The organism is Mycolicibacterium sediminis (assembly GCF_010731735.1).
In the GTDB taxonomy this organism is placed as follows: domain Bacteria; phylum Actinomycetota; class Actinomycetes; order Mycobacteriales; family Mycobacteriaceae; genus Mycobacterium; species Mycobacterium sediminis.
The window spans coordinates 317,724-340,014 of the sequence record NZ_AP022588.1 but is presented as its reverse complement, the minus strand read 5'-3'; the positions used below and the strand labels follow the sequence as shown (position 1 = coordinate 340,014).

The following is a 22,291-nucleotide window of genomic DNA, read 5'->3' as shown; positions in this document are numbered from 1 at the left end:
GCGGTCGGAACGGGCCCGGTCCGTCGAAGCGCGATGGGTCGCACCCGACGTAGTAGTAGTAAGGGAAAGAAGCACCAAATGCCACAGGGAACTGTCAAGTGGTTCAACCCCGAGAAGGGTTACGGGTTCATTGAACAAGAGGACGGCGGCGGCGACGTCTTCGTTCACTACAAGCAGATCCAGTCGAACGGATTCCGCACCCTCGAGGAGAACCAGAAGGTCGAGTTCGAGATCGAGCAGGGAGCGAAGGGACCGCAGGCGCTCAGCGTCCGCCCGGTCTGAACGACCCGAGGATTCCAGAGGCCCCCGCAGACCGGTCACGGAACTGCGGGGGCCTCTTTCTCGGTCGGACTTTCCGGCCCCTCGGCATGCGGACTCGCCGTCCGGCGAACGGCCCGGTGGCACCTCGACGGGTGCGTGGCTGGCCTAGTGTCGGATTCGTGAGTCAGCTGTCCTTCTTCTCGGCTGAGTCGGTGCCGCCCGCGGTCGCCGACCTGACGGGAATCCTCGCCGCGCCGGGTCAGGTGGTCGTGGTGGGCAGCGGAGCACAGCAGACGGCGCGCCTGTCGGTGGTGGTCGACCGGTCGTGGCGTGCCCGGGCCCTCGCCGAGATGATGGCCGATTGCGGGCTCACCCCCGAGATCGCCCGCACCGACGAGGACAGCCCGCTGGTGCGGACCGCGCTGGACTCGCGACTGACCCCCATCGCCGCGGAGTGGACGCGGGGTGCGGTCAAGACCGTCCCCACGCACTGGCTGCCGGGCCCGCGGGAACTGCGGGCCTGGACGCTGGCCGCCGGCTCTCCGGAAGCCGACCGGTACCTGCTCGGTCTCGACCCGCACGCCCCGGACACGCATTCCGCACTCGCGTCGGCCCTGATGCGGGTGGGAATCGCACCCACTCTGATCGGCACCAGAGGGGCTCGTCCAGCGCTGCGAATCAGCGGCCGCAGGAGGCTGTCGCGCCTGGTAGAGAACGTGGGGGAACCTCCGGGTGAGGTCGAGGCGTTCGAGGTGTGGCCGAGGAATTAGCAGGGTCGTGGCAGTCTTCTGCATGGTAAGCCGGTTTGCGTAGGCTGCCGCAGAGTGCGAAATTGTGAGTTGCCGAGGGCCCGGCAGACGTCGAACGACGCGATCCGAGCCGGATCGGCGACATATGAAGTGGAGCGTGTACCAGGTTGGCTGACCAGGATGGTGGCAGCGGCAACGGGAGGGTGAGGCGACTCGTCATAGTCGAGTCGCCTACCAAAGCGCGCAAGATCGCGGGCTACCTGGGGTCGAACTACGTGGTCGAGTCGTCCCGAGGGCACATCCGCGACCTGCCCCGGGCCGCCGCCGACGTGCCGCTGAAGTACAAGTCGGAACCGTGGGCGCGTCTCGGCGTCAACGTCGACGCCGACTTCGAGCCGCTCTACATCGTCAGCCCGGACAAGAAGAGCACGGTCACCGAACTCAAGGGCCTGCTCAAGGACGTCGACGAGCTGTACCTCGCGACGGACGGTGACCGCGAGGGCGAGGCCATCGCGTGGCACCTGCTGGAGACGCTCAAGCCGCGCATCCCCGTGAAGCGGATGGTGTTCCACGAGATCACCGAGTCCGCTATCCGGGCGGCCGCCGAGAACCCCCGCGACCTCGACATCGACCTCGTCGACGCGCAGGAGACCCGCCGCATCCTCGACCGCCTCTATGGCTACGAGGTCAGCCCCGTGCTGTGGAAGAAGGTCGCCCCGAAGCTGTCGGCCGGGCGCGTGCAGTCCGTCGCGACGCGGATCATCGTGTCCCGCGAGCGCGAGCGCATGGCGTTCCGCAGCGCCGGCTACTGGGACGTCACGGCGGAACTCGACGCCAGCGTCTCCGACTCGGAGGCGTCGCCGCCGAAGTTCACGGCGAAGCTGAACCTCGTCGACGGCCGCCGGGTGGCGTCCGGACGCGACTTCGACTCCCTCGGCGCGGTCAAGAAGCCCGACGAGGTTCGCGTGCTCGACCAGGCGGCGGCCACCGGTCTCGCCGCGGGCCTGCGCGGCGCTCAGCTCCAGGTCTCGTCGGTCGAGCAGAAGCCGTACACCCGCAAGCCCTACCCGCCGTTCATGACGTCGACGCTGCAGCAGGAGGCGGGCCGCAAGCTCCGCTTCTCCTCGGAGCGCACCATGAGCATTGCGCAGCGCCTGTACGAGAACGGCTACATCACCTACATGCGTACCGACTCGACGACGCTGTCGGAGTCGGCCATCAACGCCGCACGCACCCAGGCCGGGCAGCTCTACGGCGACGAGTACGTCCATCCGACGGCGCGCCAGTACACCCGCAAGGTGAAGAACGCGCAGGAGGCTCACGAGGCCATCAGGCCCGCCGGAGACGTGTTCCAGACGCCGGGCCAGCTGCACGCGGCGCTCGACACCGACGAGTTCCGGCTCTACGAGCTGATCTGGCAGCGCACCGTGGCCTCGCAGATGGCCGACGCCCGCGGCACCACGCTGTCGCTGCGCATCTCCGGCGCCGCGAGCACCGGCGAGCAGGTGGTGTTCAACGCCAGCGGCCGCACCATCACCTTCGCCGGCTTCCTGAAGGCCTACGTCGAGACCGTCGACGAGCAGGCCGGCGGCGAGGCCGACGACGCCGAGAGCCGGTTGCCCAACCTCACCCAGGGGCAGCGGGTCGACGCAGCGGACCTCACCGCCGACGGCCACAACACCAGCCCGCCCGCCCGCTACACCGAGGCGTCGCTCATCAAGGCGCTCGAGGAACTGGGCATCGGACGCCCGTCGACCTACTCGTCGATCATCAAGACGATCCAGGACCGCGGCTACGTCCACAAGAAGGGCAGCGCGCTGGTCCCGTCGTGGGTGGCGTTCGCCGTGATCGGGCTGCTCGAACAGCACTTCAGCCGGCTGGTCGACTACGACTTCACGGCAGCCATGGAGGACGAACTCGACCAGATCGCCTCCGGCAACGAGCAGCGGACCAACTGGCTCAGCAACTTCTACTTCGGTGGCGAGCACGGCGTCGACGGATCGATCGCCCGCGAGGGTGGGCTGAAGAAGCTCGTCGGCGGCAACCTCGAGGAGATCGACGCGCGACTGGTCAACTCCATCAAGCTGTTCGACGACGACGAGGGGCGTGCGATCAACGTCCGCGTCGGACGCAACGGCCCGTACCTGGAGCGGATGATCGTCGGCGACGACGGTGAACTGACCCCGCAGCGGGCGAACCTCAAGGACGAGCTGACGCCCGACGAGCTGACCCTCGAGCTGGCCGAGAAGGCGTTCGCCACGCCGCAGGAGGGCCGCGCGCTGGGCGTCGACCCGGTGAGCGGGCACGAGATCGTCGCGAAGGACGGTCGTTACGGCCCCTACGTGACCGAGGTGCTGCCCCCGCCGCCCGACGAGCCGGAGGACGGCGCGCCGGCCAAGAAGGGCAAGAAGCCGACTGGTCCCAAGCCGCGGACGGGGTCACTGCTGCAGTCCATGGACCTCGAGACGATCACGCTCGACGACGCGCTCAAGCTGCTGTCGCTGCCGCGCGTGGTCGGCGTCGACCCGGCGACCAACGAGGAGATCACCGCGCAGAACGGCCGTTACGGCCCATACCTCAAGCGCGGCACCGACTCCCGGTCGCTGACCACCGAGGACCAGATGTTCACCGTCACCCTCGACGAGGCGTTGAAGATCTACGCCGAGCCGAAGCGGCGCGGTCGGCAGGGCGCGGCGACGCCGCCGCTGCGCGAACTCGGCAACGACCCGGTGTCGGGCACCCCGATGGTGATCAAGGACGGGCGGTTCGGTCCCTACGTCACCGACGGCGAGACCAACGCCAGCCTGCGCAAGGGCGACGACGTCCTGTCGATCACCGACGAGCGGGCGTCGGAGCTGCTGGCCGAGCGCCGAGCGCGCGGCCCGGTGAAGAAGAAGGCCACCAAGAAGGCGCCGGCTAAGAAGGCCGCGGTCAAGAAGACCGCCGCCAAGAAGGCGCCCGCGAAGAAGGCTGCCAAGAAGGCCTAGTAGTGCCGGGTCTCGGAATCTTCGAGCGGCACCTCGACGGGGGGCTTCGTCGGGGGTGACACCAGCGTCATCGGCCGCGCCAGCTGCGTCGGGGCGATGCGCCCGCGCAGCTCGACGATCTCTGCGACGTCCCAGCACAGCGCCTCGGCGTCGAGAGCACCGCTGACCGCGATCGCCGACGCGAGGACGTGCCCCTTCTCCAGCTTCGCCAGCTCGGTGAGCCGGGCCGCCTCGTTCACGGGATCGCCGATCACCGTGTACTCGAAACGGGCCTGCGCGCCGATGTGGCCGGCGATGGCGCGACCGGCCGAGACGCCGATGCCGAACTCCGTCTGATCGAGCACGAGGATGAGGTTGTCGTGCAGTTCCCGGGACGCGGCGAGGGCCGCGCCGCAGGCGTCGGGGTGCTCGATGGGGGCACCGAAGATCGCGAGCGCCGCGTCGCCTTGGAACTTGTTGACGAAGCCGCCGTGCCGGTTGACGCTGTCGACCACCACGCGGAAGAAGTCGTTGAGCAGGCTGACGACCTCGGCGGCGGGCCGGGTCGCGGCGAGTTGCGTCGAGCCGACCAGGTCCACGAACAGCACGGCGACGTCGCGTTCCTGGCCACCGAGTTCGGTGCCGCGTTCCAGCGCACGACGCGCGACGTCCTCACCGACGTAGCGGCCGAACAGATCTCGCAGCCGTTGCCGCTCGGCGAGGTCGCGGACCATGTCGTTGAAGCCGGCCTGCAGCAGGCCGAGTTCGCTGGCGTCGTAGATCTGCATGTGGGCGTTGTAGTTGCCGCGCTGCACCTCGCCGAGGGCCCATCGCAGCTGGCGCAGCGGATCGGCGATCGACATCGCGACGAGCACGGTGCCCGCCAGCCCGATGATCAGGGCGGCGATGGCCAGCAGCAGGATCGGGGTGTTCAGCCGGTCCGCCGGCGCCGTCAGGATCTCGAACTTGCTGGCCACCAACGCCAACACGATGGTCAGCACCGGCACACCGGTCGACAGCACCCATGTCAGCACCTGGCGCTGAATGACGCCCGGGGCGCGGAAGTTGGGCGGCGCACCCCCGCGCAGCGCCGCCACGGCGACCGGGCGCAGCACGCGCTCGGACTGCAGGTAGCCGATGATCGCGGTGGCGGTCGCACCCAGTCCCGAGGCGACCGCGACCACGGGCGCCGACTGGCTCGCGACCGGCCAGCTGGCGGCGATGAACACGACGGAGCCCAGACACCAGTTGGACGCGCTGACGAGCGACCGGTAGTAGGGCATGCGCAGCGCGCGGCGACGCGCGAGTTCGGTGATGGTCGGGTCGGCCGCGGCGAGCAACGTGTCGCGACGCTGCCAGCGGATCACCGGGAGCAGCATCCGCAGCGTCACGTACGCGCCGACGGTGAACGAGACGAACAGGTAGCCGAGGAAGACGGTCAGGTTGAACGCCGGGAGGTCCTGCAGCTGGATGCGGTCCTCCGGAGGCAGGCCGAACCGGAGGAAGCCGAGCACCAGGAGAGCGCCGATGATGTCGGCCTGCAACATGCCCAGCGTGAAGACCGGCCAGGGCGTTCGCACGACCCAACGGACGAATGCGGTGATTCGTCCGATGGGTATGGCCGCTGTGGTCACCCGACAACCGTATCGGTCCGGGCCGGGCGATATCAGCGCTGTCGGCCAGGATGGCGTCGGTGTCGCCACTAGGCTGGCAGTCGATGAGCGGTGTGTTTTCGCGTCTGGTGGGCCAGGACGCCGTCGAGGCCGAGTTGGTCGGTGCGGCGATGGCTGCGCGCGGTGATTCGGCTCACAGGTTCGACGACGGCCCGGACGGTGGAGCCCACACGGGCACCATGACGCATGCGTGGCTGATCACCGGGCCGCCGGGCTCGGGAAGATCCGTGGCCGCGCTGTGCTTCGCCGCCGCGCTGCAGTGCACGTCGGACGGGGTGCCGGGGTGCGGGGAGTGCCGGGCGTGCACGACGACGATGGCGGGCACGCACGCCGACGTTCGGCGGGTAGTCCCCGAGGGCCTGTCGATCACGGTCAAGGAGATGCGCGAGATCGTCCAGGTGGCGTCGCGGCGCCCGGGTACCGGTCGGTGGCAGGTGGTCGTCGTCGAGGACGCCGATCGACTGACGGAGGGCGCGGCCAACGCGTTGCTGAAGGTCGTCGAGGAACCGCCCCCGTCCACGGTCTTCCTGCTCTGCGCGCCGTCGGTGGACCCCGAGGACATCGCGATCACGCTGCGATCGCGGTGCAGGCACCTCGCGCTGGTCACCCCGCCGCTGGAGGCCATCGCCCGGGTGCTGATCGACACCGACGGACTTCCCGAGGCGGACGCCCGGTGGGCGGCGTCGGTGAGTGGTGGTCACGTCGGCCGGGCCCGGCGGCTCGCCACCGACGGCGAGGCCCGCAAGCGGCGGGAGCGTGCGCTGGCACTGGCGAGGGACGCCGCCACCCCGACGCGTGCCTACGCCGCCGCCGAGGAGATGGTGGCCACGGCCGAGGCCGAGGCCAAGGCGCTGACCGAGGGCCGCAACGAGTCGGAGACCGAGGAACTGCGGACCGCCCTGGGCGGCGGCGGCACGGGCAAGGGCGCGGGTGGTGCCCTGCGCGGCGCGGTGGGCGCGATGAAGGACCTCGAGAAGCGGCAGAAGAACCGGACGACCCGGGCCTCGCGTGACGCGATGGACCGCGCGCTGATGGACCTCGCGACGTATTTCCGCGACGCGCTGGTGGTGTCGGCGGGTGCGGGCTCGGTGCAGGCCAACCATCCCGACATGGCAGAGAAGGCCGGAGCGATGGCGGCGCACGTGCCCCCCGACCGCCTGCTGCGCTGCATCGAGGCGGTGCTGGAATGCCGCGAGGCGCTGGCGATCAACGTCAAACCGAAGTTCGCGGTCGACGCGATGGTGGCGACAGTCGGGCAGGCGCTTCGCAACTGACCTCGTGAGCGTCCGACGAATTGGGTCCGCGGGCGGGGCTGCCGTAGACTCTGCTGCGCCCACTGCTGTACGGGCACGCCGCCTTAGCTCAGTCGGTAGAGCGTCTCACTCGTAATGAGAAGGTCGGGGGTTCGATTCCCCCAGGCGGCTCCATTTCTCGCTGTGCACCGAGCGTGACGCCACTGCGAACGCCGGCCCGTTTTCTCGCACCCACGTCACGTTCGCGGATGCTCGTCCTCGGCGAATGCCTCTACCGCGGCCGTGCGCGCGGTGTTCGCGGCGGGGAAGCCGGCGTAGCCGCTGGAGTGGTAGATCACCTCGGCCAGTTCCTCGTCGGTGAGCCCGTTGGTGCGGGCGATCTGGAAGTGGGCGTGCAGCTCGTCGGTGGCGCGCTGGGCGATGAGGATGCCGAGGGTGACAAGGCTCCGGTCGCGGCGGCTGAGCCCGTCGCGGCCCCACAGCCTGCCGAACACGCTCTCGACGCCGATCTCCATCAGCTCGGGCGCGAACCCGCCGCCGAAGTCGACGTCGCCGTCGGGCAGCACGCCGGGCAGCAGCTCGCGGAACACCTTGAGACCGTCGTCGCGTAAGTTAGCCATGCTTAGTAGTTTGGCACGAGTGCGGTGCGGTCATCGTGCCGCTACTGGTCCGCAATGCGCCGGAAGGTGGTGTCGAACTGCTGCAGTGCGTCCGTGATGGCGGGGTATGCGGCAAGGTACTGCCGCAACTGAGCGTCGTACTGGCTCCACTGGGCACTCGGAATGCGTTCGGGGCCGAGCAGTTCCCCGGTCGGCCCGAAGAAGGCCCGTTCGATGCTCGGTTCATTAGGCGGCACCATGGCTGCGGCAACCGCGTAGGCGTTCTGGGTGCGCGCGGCCAGCAGGGTCGGTTCCGGTGCGTTCGGGTCGGCCAGCGTCGAACCTGCCGTGAGAAGACCCCGAAGACGCGCCGCCCGGAGCAATCCACCGAGGTATTCGGCGGTGATGGTCGACGGGTTCGACGCTGCCGCGCCGGCGAACGCCCGTTCGTCGGCGTCCGCGCGGTCCGATGCGACGTCGACGAAGGTCGCGGTGGTGGCCTCCCGCCCAATCATCGTTGCGAAGAGGGCTGCGGTCTGCGACATCGAACCCCCGACGTCGTCCAGCGGTCGGAATGCCGGAGTGGTTCCGGGGTCTCCGACCAGCGCGCCGACGAAGGGTACGAGACTGCGCGAAAGCGCCTCGAAGACCGCCGGATTCGGAGGAGCGGCCGAGACGGCCGTCCGGTTCTCGGCCAGGAACGCCGCGAGTGCGTGGGCGGTGTCGGCGGCGCGGGCGGCGTCGTCGTGATCCGATGACGTGGCGTCCTCGCCGATCCAATCGAATCGCGCACCCGCATCGCGCCCGCCGTCCTGCCACGGGTACGCGATGATGTCGTCCAGGAATACGCGCCCGTCCGGTCCTTGGACCGCCTCGGCGATGGCGCGCGAATCGCTTGCGGGCGGGAGGTCGGGCGGCGAGTCGGTGCTGCACGCCGCGAGCAGTGACAGGCTCGCGACGCATAGGGCGGCGCGGCCGATCATCGAGCGGATACGCGTCATCCGTGCTGCTCCGTCGGCCAGCGAAGCGTCACGCGAAGAAGCCCGGCTACGCCGGGTCGCCATCCCGTGGGCCGACGGAATCCAGACACCTGCCGAGCTGTCGGTGAGAGCTTCACTGATCGAGCACGATTCCGTCGAAGGCGCGACCGTACTGGCGAATCACGTCGATGATGGGTTGAAGGGGAGCCAGATACACGGTCAATTGAGCGTCATAGACGCTCCAGTTCTCCGTACCTACGTCATCCGGCGCCAGGAGCCGACCGTCTGCCCCGAAGAATCTGCGATCGATCGTGTCGGTTCCGGCTCGCGCGGTCACCGACGCCACGTCGTAGGCGACCTGAGTCTGCTCGTGGGTCGGCGTGGGTTGTCTCGAATTCGGCTGCGCGACATAGGGCGCAGTGGCGACGACCGCGCGGAGCCGGGCGGCTCGGAACAGTCCGACTTTTACCTCGAAGTCATATGCAGCAGAGGGGTGCTCGGCAACCGTGTGCGCGAACGCGTGCTCGTATCCCGTGGCCCGCGTCGATGCACTCGTGGCGAGGGCGCCGAAGGCGTCCGCGTCCCTGGACATCGCGACGAACAGGCCCACGGTGCGGCGCATCGGGGAGTCGAAATCGTCCAACGCCACGAAACCGGTGACGCCGCCGTCGTCATCAACCATCGCGCCGAGGTAGGGCGCCAGGATGGTCGAATACGACTGCCAAAGTTCGGGGTTGGCCGGCGGATCGCCGAGCATTTTGTCATCGGCCAGGAACGCGGCTATGGCACTGGCCGTCTCTCCCGCGCGACTCGCGATCGAGGGATCCGGTGAGTGCGCGTCGACGGCGATCCACGACATCGACGCTCCCGCCCGTCTGCCGCCGTCGTCCCAGGCGTATCCGGTGACATCGCGGAGAAAGTCCTGACCGGTGGGCGACAGGATCGTCTCGGCGACGGCGGCGGGCTCCGACGGCAGTGTCGGTGCTTCCTTGGACGCCGCGCAGCCCGCCACCATCAGAGACAGGACCATCGACACCACGCTGATGAGCGGGCGGCGTTCGCTTCTTCGTGTCTCCCCCACGGTGCTGATTATCGCCGACGTCTTCGCCGTACCGTGCCACTTGCCGGCGAACACGCTGCAACCGCCCGTGCCTACCGCGGCGCCACGTACCCGACCGGCCCGGACGCTACGCACACCGACAGCGCCGACGTGTTCGCCCGCACGAGCAGCGCGTCGCCCGCACCGGGCAGCCGGACGAACACCCGGTTGAGTCCCGGCTTCACTGGCACCTTCACCTCGGTGCCCTCCGACAGCGACATCATGATCGAGCCGTCGCTGTTGGCGAGGTAGTTCACCTCGGCCGTCCAGTCCGACGGCAGCAGTGGCCCGTCGAGCGGAATGCGCACCGGCGCATCGGGTTGCACGAGGTATCCGCACTTCGGCAGCGGCCCCTGCTTCATCGAGCGCACCCACGTGACCTGAGCGGGCAGGAGCCGGCCCGTCATGTCCAGCATGCGCAGGTCGGTGGTCGACCCGGCGAACTCCGGTCGATCGCGGGTCAGCGCGAACACATGGCTCGCCAGGTTCTCCGGCCACTGGATGCGTTGCAGGATCAGCGGATCCACTTCCTGGTCGAGCATCGGCGCGTCCGACTGCGCCTTGGCCCGTGCCAGCGACGCCTCGCCGGTGCGGAGGTACGCCTGCGTCGGGTTGTCCTGCCAGATGCGGTCGAAGGTCGTCGTCGAGTACAGGCTGCTCGCCACGAACAACGTTCCCGCACAGACGATCACGACGGCACGGGTCCGCGAGTGGTCCAGCCACCCGGAGGTCGCCCGGTTCGGTGCGCTCAGCCCGACCGCCGCCAGCAACGCCAGCACCACCACCAGGTCGGGCAGGTAGCGCAGCGCCTGCGCCAACTCCAGCGCGGTGAACTGCGACGAGCGCATGAGGTAGATCGGCACCTGGCAGGCCACGGCGTACCCCGCCGCCACCGCCCACACCGGGCCGATCCGCTGCTTGCGCGCGACCGTCACCGCGACGACCGCACCCAGCACGAGCCAGCCCAGCACCATGACGGTCACCGGCGGCGTGGCCCACGGTGACGCCGGCGCCCACCGCTGCCACTCCCATGGTCCGCCCACCAGGCCCGGCACGATCCCGTGAGTCACCGATCGCACCAGCAGGTCCCACGTCATCCCGGGGTCGAAGCTCCAGCGCTGCTGGTCGACGACCACGAGGTAGACACCGATCCACGTGGCCGTGATCGCCAGGCACGCCCACCACAGTCGGACTCCGCGCCGCCACGTACTGCGCAGCGCGTCGGAGTCGCCACCGACGTACGCCAGCAGCGCCGTCACGGCGAACGCCACGAACGGGATGACCGCGGCCTTCTCGAAGAACGACAGGCCGACCACGAAGGCGATCGCCCCCGTCACCGCGTATCGCTGCTTGCCGGTGCGCGCCAGCAGGATCGCATCGGCGCACACCCAGGCCATCGCCGCGGCCAGCGGCAGCGCGTTGAGCGCCGCGGCCCACCATGCGAACGACGGCAGCGTCAGCGGCGTGAACAACGCAAAGGTCAACGGCAGCAGCAGCATCGGTCGCCAGCCGAGGATGACGTGCAGCGCGCGCAGCAGCGCCAGCGACGCCACCAGTTGCAACACCACCAGGCTGATCGCCGGGCCGATCCACTGGAGCGGCGCGATGCGGGTGATGCCGCCCGCGATCAGGAACGCCGCCGGCATCACGTGACCGTCGTGGTCGTCGAACAGATAGGCCGGCGACAGCAGGCCCTGCGTGCCGGCGCGACCGGTCAGGATCAGGTCGTCCCAGTAGAAGTAGCCGTGGACGGCGAGCACCGCCCGGACCGCCAACTGCAGCGCGATCAGCGCCACGGCGGTGCGGGGAACCCATTTCACGTTCGCCGACTGTACGTGCCTCGGTATTGTGGCTCGGTGCGCACACTCGTCACCGGCGCTGCCGGATTCATCGGATCGACGCTGGTAGACCGGCTACTGGCGGACGGACACAGCGTTGTCGGCGTCGACGACCTCAGCTCGGGCCGCAGCACCAACATCACCACCGCCGAGCAGAGTGACGCGTTCGAGTTCGCGAAGGCCGACATCGTCGACGCCGACCTCATCGCGTTGCTCGCCGACGTCAAGCCCGAGGTCGTGTTCCACCTGGCCGCGCAGATCTCGGTGAAGCGCTCGGTCGACGACCCGCAGCGGGACTCCAGCGTCAACGTCGTGGGGACCGTCCGACTCGCCGAGGCGGCCCGTCACGCCGGCGTCCGCAAGGTGGTGCACACCTCGTCGGGCGGATCGATCTACGGCAAGAACCCGCCGGGCTACCCGACCACCGAGGACATGCCCGTCGACCCGTCGTCGCCGTACGCGGCCAGCAAGGTCTGCGGCGAGGTGTACCTCAACATGTTCCGCAACCTGTACGGCGTGGACTGCAGCCACATCGCGCCGGCCAACGTCTACGGCCCGCGCCAGGACCCGCACGGCGAGGCCGGCGTCGTCGCGATCTTCGCGCAGGCGCTGCTGGCCGGCCGGCCCACGAAGATCTTCGGCGACGGCACCGACTCCCGTGACTACGTCTTCGTCGACGACGTGGTGGACGCGTTCGTCCGCGCGGGCGGTGAGGCCGGCAGCGGCCTGCGGTTCAACGTCGGCACCGGCGTGGAGACGACGACCCGAGAGATGCACACCGCGATCGCCGCGGCGGCGGGCAAACCCGACGAGCCGGAGCTGCACCCCCCGCGCCTCGGTGACCTCAAGCGCTCGCAGCTCGACATCCGGCGCACTCGCGAGGTGCTCGGCTGGTCGCCGAACGTGGAGCTGCACGACGGCGTCGCGCGGACGGTCGACTTCTTCCGCGAGCCGTAGTCCCTCGCCGTACGTGCGAGCACGGCGCCAGATCGGCCGATTCACCGCCGTACCCGCACGTACGACGGGTGGGGCGGACCCCCTCTGGGCCTATTCGCCGGGTGCGCGCGCGCCCTCGAGCGCGACGGCGCGCGCCAGCTGCGCGTACTTCAGCTCGAGGTCCTTGAACCGCATGTAGGTGCTGATGGTGGTGAACAGGAACGCGACGATGAGCGCGTACCCGAGCAGGTCCGAGCCGCGGTCGACACCCAGCCAATTGGCCAGCACCGTGGTGTCGTCGGGCCGCACGATCGCGTAGATCGCCGCCATCACGAACACCACGTAGCCGACCTTCACCCACGCCCTCGCCTGGGCGCTGCGCCGGGATCGCAGCAGGTAGACCATGATCGTCACGACCGCGACGATCAGCAGCACCTGGATCCAGTTCATCGGCGCATCCTTCCGCGCAGCAGCCCATCGAAGACGATGTTGACGCCGTTGACCAGTGGCTGGCCCTTCGACATCGAGTAGTCGGTGTAGAGGATCTCGACCGGTTCCTCGCCCACCCGCCAGTGGTTCTCGACCATCAGCGAGATGAACTCGCTGGCGTGGCTCATGCCGTTCATCGTGATGTTCAGCGAGTCCGCGACGGTCCGGTTGAAGACGCGCAGACCGTTGTGGGCGTCGGTCAGTCCGAGCTTGCGGCTCGCGGGGCTGAGCTTGGCGATGATCGGGAACAGCACGCGGCGCATCGCCGGCATCCGCTCGGACACCTGGCCACCGAATCGCGTGCCGACCACGATGTCGAGGTTCTCCGCGGTCAGCCGGTCGATCATCCGCATGACGTCCTTGACCCGATGCTGGCCGTCGGCGTCGAACGTGGCGAACACCGCGGCGCCGGGACGGCTGCGCGCGTACTCGACGCCGGTCTGGATCGCCGCGCCCTGGCCGAGGTTCACCGGATGCTTGACGACGTGGGCGCCCGCCGCGTGAGCGCGGTCTCCGGTGTCGTCGGGGCTGCCGTCGTCGACCACGACGACGTTCGGGAACACCGCTCGGACGTCGGTGACGACGCCTGCGATCACACTCGCCTCGGTGAAGGCGGGGATCACGATCCAGACGTCGCGGTAGGCGTCGAAATGGGCACTGTCAGGCATGTCGATGGCAGCCAAACTACACCGTCACGCTGCAGGAACCCTGCGCAGCGCGACCAGGTGGACGACGATTCCCACGATCGGCCCGCACATCAGCGCGACGATCGTCCGGTCCTCCAGGCTCAGCGGGAGCAGGAGCAGCAGCGCCGACGCGAGCGTCGCGCCGATCCACCCCGCGGCGTACGCGCGGTGCAGTGCCGCCGCGACCGTCGCGGCGCCGGTGAGGGTCAGCAGGGCGATCGCGATCGCGGCGGCGGTAAACCAGGCCAGCAGCCCGCCACCCGCCTCGTATTGGGGGCCGAACGCGAACCGCAGCAGCCACGGTCCGGCCAGGCCGGCGACCAGCACGGCCAGCGCACCCAGGCCGCAGACGATGACCGCCGGCATGACGAGCGCGCGGAGCCGGGCGTCGCGCTGATCGACGAAGTGGGCGATGAGGTTGCCCTGCATCGCGGTCAGCGGCACCAGCAGCGGGGCGCGGGTCAGCGTCACGGCCAGGATCACGACGCCGCCTGCCGCGCCGAGGTCGACCGACGTCGCCTTCAGCAGTACCGGGAACCCCATCACCAGGATGGCGCTGGCACCGGCCGCGGCGATCGAGTGCGATGCGCCGCGCAGGAACGAGCCCACCGTCCCGGGCGTCGTCAACCGGGCCGCGGTGCGCGTCGCCGGCGAGGCCAGCAGCAGGACCAGCCACGCCATCGATCCGGCGACCGTCGCCCACAGGTAGCCGACGAGCCCCCAGCCGATCAGGAACGTCGCGAGCGCCACCACGACGCGGCCCGTCGCATCACCGACAATCAAGGTGCCGTACTGCCCCCACCGGTCCACCCCCGCCAGCACGCCGAGCAGCGTGGCGTGCACGCAGAACCCGGCGATGCCCGCGGCGAGCAGCGCAACGCTCAACCATCGGGACTCGGAGAACACGTGGCCCGACCACAGCGGTGCGGTGCCGACGACGGCGACGGCGGCGACGACGCTGACGAGCAGCGCGATCCGCAGCGGATTGGTGTGCGGCTCAGCGGAATTGAGCGGTGCGAGCTGCACCTCGCGCACCTCGCGGGTGGACTCCTGCAGCAGCCCGTTCGCCGCGCCGGCGAGCAGCCCGAACGCGCCCCAGAACACGGCGAACACGGAGAAGCCCGCCGGTTCGAGGTCGCGCGCGGCCAGGTAGAGGACGGCGTAGCCGCAGATCGCGCTGACGATCGTCGCCGTGCCCACCCGTATGACGCTGCTCCTGGTGGTGGGGCCCTGCGTCGGGACGGGGGAGACGGCGTCGGTCACAGGTCCGGCAGCTCGGTGGAGTACAGCCAGGCCTGCCAGAGCGGACGCAGCGAGGAGTCCGCGTAGTTCGCCGCCAAACCGGTGAAGTCGTCGGTGACGGCGGTGGATTGGCGGTAGCGCGCGGTCCAGTCCCGGAGCAGGTCGAAGAAGGCGTCGTCGCCGATGGTGCGTCGCAGGACGTGCAGCGTGATGGCGCCGCGCTTGTAGACCCGGTCGTCGAACATGTCGCGTGCGCCGGGGTCGGCGAGGACGAGGTCCTGCGGCGACGACGCCAGGCGGTGGTGATAATGCTTGGCCCAGTGGTCGGCGCTGCGGCCGCCCGACCCCTCCGACCACAGCCACTCGGCATAGCAGGCGAAGCCCTCGTGTAGCCAGATGTCGCGCCAGCGCCGCACCGTCACAGAGTTGCCGAACCACTGATGGGCGAGTTCGTGCGCGATCAGCCGCTCGGCCGTGCGCTTGCCGTCGCAGTGGTTGGCCCCGAAGATCGAGATGCCCTGTGCCTCCAGGGGGATTTCGAGGTCGTCGTCGGTGACCACCACGGTGTAGCCGTTGGCCAGCGGGTACTGCCCGAACAGCTTGACGAAGAGCTTCATCATCTGTGGCTGGTGGGCGAAGTCGTGGTCGAAGTGGTGCCGCAGCCGTGCCGGCAGGACCGCCGTCATCGGCACCGGTGTCTTGGCCATGCGGTGCGAGTCGTAGACACCGATCTGGAGGGTCACCAGATAGGTCGAGGTGGGCTCCGGCTGCTCGTAGGTCCACGTCGTCATGGCCGCGCGCGTGCGCTTGGACGTCAACTCCCCGTTGGCGATCGCGCGGTACGGGTTGTCGGTGCTGATCGCGATGCGGTAGCTGGCCTTGCTGCTCGGGTGGTCGTCGCAGGGGAACCACGACGCGGCGCCGTTGGGTTGCCCCGCCACCAGCGCGCCGTTGGTCAGCTCCTCGAATCCGACTGAACCCCATAGTGATCGAAGCGGACGGGGGTTGCCCGCGTACCGCACGTCGATCTTCAGCGCGGCGCCGGCGGGCAGCGCCGTCGCCAGCGTGACGTGCAGCTTGTCGTGCGAGGTGCGGAACGACTCGGGACGCCTGCCGTTCACCGACACCTTCGACACCGACAGTGCATGGGACAGGTCGAGGCTGAAGGTCTTCAGCGACGCCAGGGTTGCCGCGGTGATCGTGGCGCTGCCCGACAGCCGGTTGGAGTTGACCTTGTATTCGAGGTCCAGCTCGTACCGCGACACCCGGTAGCCGAAGTTGCCGTTGCCGGGGATGTAGGGGTCGATGACGGGGTGCTTGTGGCGCATCACGCCGCCGACTTCTTCTTGGCAGTCCGCTGACCACGCTTCTTGCGCACCGGGTTCCACGGCGCGATGGGATTGCCCTGCCAGCGGGTCGACGCGGGCACCTCGTCGCCGCGCATCACCAGCGACGCCGGGCCCACGGTGGCGCCCGCACCGATCTTCGCCGCGGGCAGCGCGACGCAGTGCGGACCGAGGGTGCCGCCGTTCTCGACCACCACGGTGTCCATTCGCATGATTCGGTCGTGGAAGAGGTGGGTCTGCACGACGCAGCCCCGGTTGACGGTGGCGCCCTCGCCGAGCGTCACGAGGTCCGCCTCGGGCAGCCAGTACGTCTCACACCACACGCCGCGTCCGATCTTCGCGCCCAGCGCCCGCAGCCACAGGTTCATCACCGGCGTCCCGCTGGCCGCCCGGGCGAACCACGGTGCCGCAACGGATTCCACGAACGTGTCCGACACCTCGTTGCGCCACACGAACGACGACCACAGCGGGTGTTCGATCGCGTCGATCCGTCCCACCCAGGACCACTTGGCCACGACGGCGATGGCGCCCGCAACGGCGCCGGCGATCAGCAGGACCAGCCCGCCGCCCAGTAGTGCCCAGCCGTAGCCGACGTCGGCCAGGTACTGCAGTGCGGCGAGGACGCCCACGCCGATGCCGAACGTGACGATCAGCGGTATCACCCGGCACGTCTCGACGAGGCCACGCAGCACCTTGAGCCGCGGCGACGGGTCGAACGTCCGTAGTGCGTCGGCCGCGGTCGGTTGGCGGCGCAGGCGGATCGGTGGGCTGCCCAGCCAGGAGCTGCCGGCCTTCGCCTTGTGCGGCGTGGCGCTCAGCACCGCCACGAGACCGTCGTCGGGGACGCGTCGGCCTGGCTGGGTGATGCCGGAGTTGCCGAGGAAGGCGCGCTTGCCGACCGTCGCCTTCGCCACGTGGATCCAGCCGCCGCCCAACTCGTAGGAGGCCACCATGGTGTCGTCGGCGAGGAAGGCGCCGTCCTCGACGACGGTGAACTTCGGCGTCAGCAGTGCCGTCGAGATCTCGGTGCCCTTGCCCACCGTCGCCCCGAGCAGACGCAGCCACGACGGCGTCAGCAGGCTGGCGTAGATCGGGAACAGGTAGTTGCGCGCCGCGTCCATCAGCCGCTCGGTGGCCCACAGCTGCCAGCCGACCCGGCTGCGCACCGGGTGGTAGCCCTCGTGCAGGCCGAGCGAGAGCAGGCGGACGCCGAGGACGGTGGCGGCGGCGTAGACCACGACCGCGGCCAGGGTGGCGACCGGCGTCCAGGCCAGGGCGGGCAGGATCGCCTCGCCCAGCGAGGCGGTGTCACGGATACCCCAGCCGATGACGGCGAGGCCTGCGGCGAGCGCGACCAGGGGGATGCCGCCGAGGAGGACCGACGTGACGCCGTACATCGCCACCCAGATCGGCGCGCGGCTCGGCCGCTCGTCGGGCCACGGGTGACGGGCCTTGCCCGACTTCATCGCGGGCGAGCCCTTCCAGTACTGCTTGGCCTTGACCTTGCCGACGACGCCGGAGCCGGGTGCGACGTCGGCGTTCTTGCCGATGACGGCCCCGGGCAGCAGCGTGGTCCGCGCGCCGATGGTGGCGTCGTTGCCGACCTCGATGCGGCCGACGTGCAGCAGGTCGCCGTCGATCCAGTGCCCGGTCAGATCCACCTCGGGCTCGATCGAGCACCGGTGACCGAGGGTGAGCATGCCGGTGACGGGCGGCGCGGAGTGCAGGTCGACGCCCTTGCCGACCTGGTTCCCGAGCGCGCGGGCGTAGTAGACCAGCCACGGTGCTCCGGCCTGGTTCTCGGCGCCGCTGGCCTCGCCGAGGCGTTCGGCCAGCCAGATCCGCAGGTGCACCGATCCGCCGCGTCGGTACGTCCCCGGTTCGAGGGCGCCGATGAGCATCCGCGCGCCGAGCACCGCGATGCCCATCCGGCCGGGCGGGGTGACGAAGAGCAGGAAGCCCGCGATCACCCACCACCAGCTGACGGGGACGGCCCACGACAGCAGGTCGTATTTGGCGGCGAGGTTGTTGAGCAGGGCGAGCCACACGACCCACTGGGCGCCGGTCAGCATCGCGAGCGGCAGCGACAGCGCCACCTGGGCCACCTGGGTGGCTCGCGGGACCGGGGTCACCGTCCTGGTCTCGACCTCGGTGGGCGGGTCGAGTTCGTCGAGGTAACCGGCGAGTGAGCCGAGCCGGGGGTGGTCGTAGAGGTCGGCGACCGTGACCTCCGGGTAGCGGGCCCGCAGCGCGGCGACCAGCTGGGCGGCGGACAGCGAGCCCCCGCCGAGGGCGAAGAAGTCGGCCTCCGGTCCGTCGATGGGGGCGCCCAGCACGTCGCGCCACAGCCCCGCCAGCCAGCCGGTGGTTCCCGCGAGGTTGGGGTCGTCGGCGGCGTCGTCACCGTCGACGGGCCAGGGCAGCGCGTTGCGATCGACCTTGCCCGACGTGCGGGTGGGCAGTTCGTCGACGAGCACCAGCCGGGGGACCAGGGCGGCGGGCAGCGACTCGGCCAGCGCGAGACGCGCCGCGCCGACGTCGAACGCGGGGTCCGCGCTGGCGACGTAGCCGACGAGCAGGGGGGTGCCGCTGGCGGTGCGGCGCACGGCGGCGGCGCCACCGCTCACCCCGGGCAGGTTGACCAGCGCGGAGTCCACCTCGCCGAGTTCGATGCGGCGTCCGCCGACCTTCACCTGGTCGTCGGCGCGGCCCTGGAAGTAGAGGCCGTCGGACTCGAGCCGGACCAGGTCGCCGCTGCGGTAGGCCCGAGGCCACCCCAGCGTGGGCATCGGCGCGTACTTCTCGGCGTCCTTCTCCGGGTCGAGGTAGCGGGCCAGGCCCACGCCGCCGATGACGAGTTCGCCGATGTCGCCGAGCCCCACGGGGATCCCGTCCGCGTCGACGACCGCGAGGTCCCAGCCGGGCAGCGGCAGACCGATGCTGACCGGCCCCTTGCCGTCCAGCGGCGCGGCGCACGCCACGACGGTCGCCTCGGTCGGCCCGTAGGTGTTCCAGACCTCCCGGCCGTCCACCGCGAGCCGCTCGCCGAGTTCGGGCGGGCACGCCTCGCCACCGAAGATGAGCAGCCGCACGGCCTCCAGTGCCTCGGCGGGCCACAGCGCGGCGAGGGTCGGCACCGTCGACACCACGGTGATGTCGCGCGAGACGAGCCACGGGCCGAGGTCCATGCCGCTGCGCACCAGCGATCGGGGCGCGGGCACCAGACAGGCGCCGTGCCGCCACGCGAGCCACATCTCCTCGCACGACGCGTCGAAGGCGACGGACAGCCCGGCCAGCACCCGGTCGCCGGGTCCGAGCGGATTGTCCCGGAGGAAGACCCGGGCCTCGGCGTCGACGAACGCCGCCGCGTTGCGGTGGGTGACGGCGACGCCCTTCGGCGTGCCGGTGGAACCCGAGGTGAAGATGATCCACGCGTCGTCGCGGATCATCGGTGGGCCCGCGCGCCAGCCGCGCGACGAGCCGTGCCCACGGACCAGGCCCTGCTCGGTGATGACGCCGACGACGCCGGCCTCGCCGAACACCAGCGCGGCGCGCTCGTCGGGATCGTCGGCGTCGACCGGTACGTACGCGGCACCCGCGGCCAGCGTCGAGAGGATCGCGACGTACAGCGCGTAGCTGCCGGACGGCATGCGGATGCCGATGCGGTCGCCGCGGCCGATCCCGCGGCTCGCGAGCCACTCGACGCTCTCCACGATGTCGGCGATGAGTTCGGCGTAGGTGAGCTGTACGTCCCCGTCGTCGAGGGCGGGTGAGTCGGGGTGGCGCAGCGCGGTGTCGTGCAGGATGTCGATCAGCGTGCGTGGTTCCGGCGCCGCGTCGGACAGAAGGTACTGGGCGGGGACGCCGGGTGCCGGTTCCCCACGGTGATCGTCGTGGCCGTCCTGCGCTGAAATGCCCTCGCCCCTCGCGTCCGCTGTCACGCGTACAAACTACTCAGGGTGCGGCCGGTCTCCGTCGGCGCCGCACGGTGGTGTGACCACCTCGTAGCCGAGGCGATCGATACCTCTGGACTCTGCCTGATCGCAAGTGTGGCGCCACGGCCGGCACGCGCTTAGCGTCGCGACCGTGCGGCTCTTCGTGGCAGATCAGACAGGTGACGACGTCGACGACCTCAGCGAGCTGACGTCGGGTGGTGGACCCGTGGTGCGGTTGTCCGCGCCCGACCTCCAGCGCGCGATGCGGCGGACGGCGATGATCCACGCCGACGCCCACGACGTCGCGGTGATCCTCGACCTCGCCGTCGTGGTTCCCGGCGACTACCGGGTGGGGACGTCGGGGGAGACCGTGCACTACGCGGGCACGGTCGCCGGCCTGACGGGACTGATCGCGGACATCGACTCCGCGGGTGTGGCCGACGGCGTCGCGCTGATCCCGGGAACGGCCGTCGACGCTGACGACCTGCGGAAACTCGGTCGGGACGTGTTGCGCCTGCTGGCCGATCGGGACCGCAAGAGCGCCTGAGCTACCTATTCAAGGCGGGTATCAGTCGAGGCCAAATCGGTCTTGGACATGAATCGGTCGGGGCCTTAGCGTTGGCTGCGTGACCGCAACCATCGCCGAAACCACAGACCTGACCGGGCAGATGTTGATCGCCGGCGCGCTCGTCAGCGGCACCGGAGACGAGATCCGCGGCGTCGACCCCGCGGCCGGGACCCCGCTGGAACCCGCCTACCGCTACGGCGACGACTCCCACGTCGACGCCGCGTGCGCCGCGGCCGCCGAGGCCTTCGGTCCCTACCGCGCCACGACCTCAGAACGACGCGCCCGGTTCCTCGAGGCCATCGCCGCGAACATCGAGGCCATCTCCACCCCGCTGATCGCCCGCGCCGTCGCCGAGAGCGGCCTGCCCCAGGCCCGCATCACCGGTGAGGTGGGACGCACCACCGGCCAGCTCCGGCTGTTCGCCGCCGTCCTGCGAGAGGGCAGCTGGACCGGTGCCCGCATCGACCCCGCCCTGCCCGACCGCGCCCCGCTGCCCCGACCGGACATCCGTCAGCGCTCGATCCCGCTGGGCCCCGTCGCCGTGTTCGGCGCGAGCAACTTCCCGCTGGCCTTCTCGGTTGCCGGTGGCGACACCGCCTCCGCGCTCGCCGCCGGTTGCCCCGTGGTGGTCAAGGCCCACGACGCCCACCCCGGCACCTCCGAGCTGGTGGGCCGGGCCATCGCCGATGCGGTCGCCGCCGAGGGCATGCCCGCGGGCACGTTCTCGCTGCTCTACGGTTACGGCCCCGCGCTGGGTACCGCACTGGTCACCGATCCGCGCATCAAGGCCGTCGGCTTCACCGGATCGCGTTCCGGCGGAATGGCACTCGTCGCCGCCGCTGCCGCGCGGCCCGAGCCGATCCCGGTGTACGCCGAGATGAGTTCGATCAACCCGGTGTTCCTGCTCGACGGGGCACTCGCCTCTCGCGGATCCGATCTGGGCCGCGCCTTCGTCGGCTCCCTCACCATGGGGTCGGGCCAGTTCTGCACCAACCCGGGCCTCGTCATCGCCGTCGATGGACCCGGTCTCGACGCGTTCGTCGCCGCGGCCCGCGAGGCGCTGGAGCAGTCCGCCGCCACGCCGATGCTGACCTCCGACATCGCCGCACGGTACGCGGCCGGCGTCGAATCACTGGGCGCCGAAGCCGAACTCGTGGTCCGCGGTGCGGAGGGCGACGGTGGCGGTACGTGCCAGGCCGCGCTGTTCACCACCGACGCCGGACGCTTCAGTGGTTCGGAGGTGCTGCAGGCGGAGGTGTTCGGATCCTCGAGCCTGATCGTCCGCTGCGCCGACGCCGACGAGGTCAAGGCGGTCGCCGAGAACCTCGAGGGCCAACTCACCGCGACGGTCCACGCCGACGAGGCCGACCACGAAGCCGCCGCCACGCTGCTGCCCACGCTGGAGACGAAGGCAGGCCGAATCCTGTTCAACGGCTGGCCCACCGGCGTCGAGGTCGGCTACGCGCAGGTGCACGGCGGCCCCTTCCCGGCGACGTCCGACTCGCGGACCACGTCGGTGGGCGCGCGCGCCATCGAGCGCTTCCTGCGTCCCGTCGCCTACCAGGACGTGCCGAAGGGGCTGCTGCCCAGCGAGATCGCCGACGGCAACCCGGATGCGCTGTGGCGCCGGGTCGACGGCCGGCTCACCAAGGACTGACCCCCCACCACCCG

17 protein-coding genes and 1 tRNA gene are annotated in these 22,291 nt (G+C 70.3%); 8 read left to right on the top strand and 10 right to left on the bottom strand.

Annotation, left to right across the window (positions count from 1 at the left end; translation table 11 throughout):
• The first annotated feature begins 78 nt into the window (after positions 1-78).
• The 3 genes from G6N64_RS01730 to topA all read left to right on the top strand — a co-directional run bounded on the left by G6N64_RS01730 (position 79) and on the right by topA (position 3,997).
• Positions 79-282 (top strand): cold-shock protein, encoded by a 204-nt coding sequence (locus G6N64_RS01730; protein WP_163795347.1) that lies wholly within the window; start codon positions 79-81, stop codon positions 280-282.
• A gap of 158 nt (positions 283-440) precedes the next feature.
• Positions 441-1,031, top strand: a complete 591-nt coding sequence (locus G6N64_RS01725) for a hypothetical protein (RefSeq protein ID WP_163795346.1) — start codon at positions 441-443, stop codon at positions 1,029-1,031.
• Positions 1,032-1,177: 146 nt separating this feature from the next.
• Positions 1,178-3,997: a type I DNA topoisomerase gene (gene topA / locus G6N64_RS01720; RefSeq protein ID WP_163795345.1), complete on the top strand. Its 2,820-nt coding sequence runs from the start codon at positions 1,178-1,180 to the stop codon at positions 3,995-3,997.
• On the opposite strand, the gene G6N64_RS01715 is transcribed toward topA, so the two are convergent.
• On the bottom strand, positions 3,994-5,610 hold the full coding sequence (locus G6N64_RS01715; RefSeq protein WP_163795344.1) for an adenylate/guanylate cyclase domain-containing protein: 1,617 nt from the start codon (positions 5,608-5,610) through the stop codon (positions 3,994-3,996). The genes topA and G6N64_RS01715 overlap by 4 nt on opposite strands.
• Positions 5,611-5,693: 83 nt before the next feature.
• On the opposite strand from G6N64_RS01715, the gene G6N64_RS01710 reads away from it, so the two are divergent.
• Positions 5,694-6,923, top strand: coding sequence for a DNA polymerase III subunit delta' (locus G6N64_RS01710; RefSeq protein ID WP_163795343.1), 1,230 nt, complete (start codon positions 5,694-5,696; stop codon positions 6,921-6,923).
• A gap of 77 nt (positions 6,924-7,000) precedes the next feature.
• A tRNA-Thr gene (locus tag G6N64_RS01705) sits at positions 7,001-7,076 on the top strand.
• A gap of 62 nt (positions 7,077-7,138) precedes the next feature.
• Here the strand turns inward: G6N64_RS01705 and G6N64_RS01700 are convergent.
• The 4 genes from G6N64_RS01700 to G6N64_RS01685 form a co-directional block, all read right to left on the bottom strand.
• A complete protein-coding gene (locus tag G6N64_RS01700; RefSeq protein ID WP_163795342.1) occupies positions 7,139-7,522 on the bottom strand; it encodes a carboxymuconolactone decarboxylase family protein in 384 nt (127 codons plus the stop codon).
• A 41-nt stretch (positions 7,523-7,563) separates the two neighbouring features.
• A complete protein-coding gene (locus G6N64_RS01695; RefSeq protein WP_163795341.1) occupies positions 7,564-8,502 on the bottom strand; it encodes a hypothetical protein in 939 nt (312 codons plus the stop codon).
• A gap of 112 nt (positions 8,503-8,614) precedes the next feature.
• Positions 8,615-9,511, bottom strand: a complete 897-nt coding sequence (locus G6N64_RS01690; protein WP_163795340.1) for a hypothetical protein — start codon at positions 9,509-9,511, stop codon at positions 8,615-8,617.
• A gap of 122 nt (positions 9,512-9,633) precedes the next feature.
• Complete coding sequence (locus G6N64_RS01685; protein WP_163795339.1) at positions 9,634-11,400, bottom strand: hypothetical protein; 1,767 nt, start codon at positions 11,398-11,400, stop codon at positions 9,634-9,636.
• A 36-nt stretch (positions 11,401-11,436) separates the two neighbouring features.
• On the opposite strand from G6N64_RS01685, the gene G6N64_RS01680 reads away from it, so the two are divergent.
• Positions 11,437-12,375: an NAD-dependent epimerase/dehydratase family protein gene (locus tag G6N64_RS01680; protein ID WP_163795338.1), complete on the top strand. Its 939-nt coding sequence runs from the start codon at positions 11,437-11,439 to the stop codon at positions 12,373-12,375.
• Between the two features lie 90 nt (positions 12,376-12,465).
• Here the strand turns inward: G6N64_RS01680 and G6N64_RS01675 are convergent, their stop codons facing one another.
• Genes G6N64_RS01675 through G6N64_RS01655 form a run of 5 tightly spaced genes read right to left on the bottom strand, consistent with a single transcriptional unit; the run spans position 12,466 to position 20,031 of the window.
• Complete coding sequence (locus G6N64_RS01675) at positions 12,466-12,804, bottom strand: DUF2304 domain-containing protein (RefSeq protein ID WP_163795337.1); 339 nt, start codon at positions 12,802-12,804, stop codon at positions 12,466-12,468.
• Entirely contained in the window at positions 12,801-13,511 is a 711-nt protein-coding gene (locus G6N64_RS01670; protein WP_163795336.1) for a polyprenyl-phospho-N-acetylgalactosaminyl synthase PpgS, read from the bottom strand. Before G6N64_RS01670 ends, G6N64_RS01675 begins: the two co-directional genes overlap by 4 nt.
• A 24-nt stretch (positions 13,512-13,535) precedes the next feature.
• Positions 13,536-14,822, bottom strand: coding sequence for a polysaccharide biosynthesis protein (locus G6N64_RS01665; RefSeq protein ID WP_276018426.1), 1,287 nt, complete (start codon positions 14,820-14,822; stop codon positions 13,536-13,538).
• On the bottom strand, positions 14,789-16,099 hold the full coding sequence (locus tag G6N64_RS01660) for a M1 family metallopeptidase (protein ID WP_163801362.1): 1,311 nt from the start codon (positions 16,097-16,099) through the stop codon (positions 14,789-14,791). The genes G6N64_RS01665 and G6N64_RS01660 overlap by 34 nt, the downstream gene beginning before the upstream one ends.
• Entirely contained in the window at positions 16,099-20,031 is a 3,933-nt protein-coding gene (locus G6N64_RS01655; RefSeq protein ID WP_163801361.1) for a Pls/PosA family non-ribosomal peptide synthetase, read from the bottom strand. The genes G6N64_RS01660 and G6N64_RS01655 overlap by 1 nt, the downstream gene beginning before the upstream one ends.
• Positions 20,032-20,215: 184 nt before the next feature.
• Between G6N64_RS01655 and G6N64_RS01650 the strand changes: the two genes are divergently transcribed.
• Both G6N64_RS01650 and G6N64_RS01645 read left to right on the top strand, forming a co-directional pair.
• Positions 20,216-20,599: a hypothetical protein gene (locus G6N64_RS01650; RefSeq protein WP_246230888.1), complete on the top strand. Its 384-nt coding sequence runs from the start codon at positions 20,216-20,218 to the stop codon at positions 20,597-20,599.
• Between the two features lie 79 nt (positions 20,600-20,678).
• Positions 20,679-22,277 (top strand): aldehyde dehydrogenase (NADP(+)), encoded by a 1,599-nt coding sequence (locus G6N64_RS01645; RefSeq protein ID WP_163795333.1) that lies wholly within the window; start codon positions 20,679-20,681, stop codon positions 22,275-22,277.
• The last annotated feature ends 14 nt before the right edge of the window (positions 22,278-22,291 follow it).

What these genes read in the sequence shown, in the direction of transcription:
- G6N64_RS01730 (WP_163795347.1), top strand. Translation starts at nt 79, where the DNA reads ATGCCACAGGGAACTGTCAAGTGGTTCAACCCCGAGAAGGGTTACGGG.
- G6N64_RS01710 (WP_163795343.1), top strand. Translation starts at nt 5,694, where the DNA reads ATGAGCGGTGTGTTTTCGCGTCTGGTGGGCCAGGACGCCGTCGAGGCC.
- G6N64_RS01700 (WP_163795342.1), bottom strand. Translation starts at nt 7,522, where the DNA reads ATGGCTAACTTACGCGACGACGGTCTCAAGGTGTTCCGCGAGCTGCTG.
- G6N64_RS01695 (WP_163795341.1), bottom strand. Translation starts at nt 8,502, where the DNA reads ATGACGCGTATCCGCTCGATGATCGGCCGCGCCGCCCTATGCGTCGCG.
- G6N64_RS01690 (WP_163795340.1), bottom strand. Translation starts at nt 9,511, where the DNA reads ATGGTCCTGTCTCTGATGGTGGCGGGCTGCGCGGCGTCCAAGGAAGCA.
- G6N64_RS01675 (WP_163795337.1), bottom strand. Translation starts at nt 12,804, where the DNA reads ATGAACTGGATCCAGGTGCTGCTGATCGTCGCGGTCGTGACGATCATG.
- G6N64_RS01670 (WP_163795336.1), bottom strand. Translation starts at nt 13,511, where the DNA reads ATGCCTGACAGTGCCCATTTCGACGCCTACCGCGACGTCTGGATCGTG.
- G6N64_RS01660 (WP_163801362.1), bottom strand. Translation starts at nt 16,099, where the DNA reads ATGCGCCACAAGCACCCCGTCATCGACCCCTACATCCCCGGCAACGGC.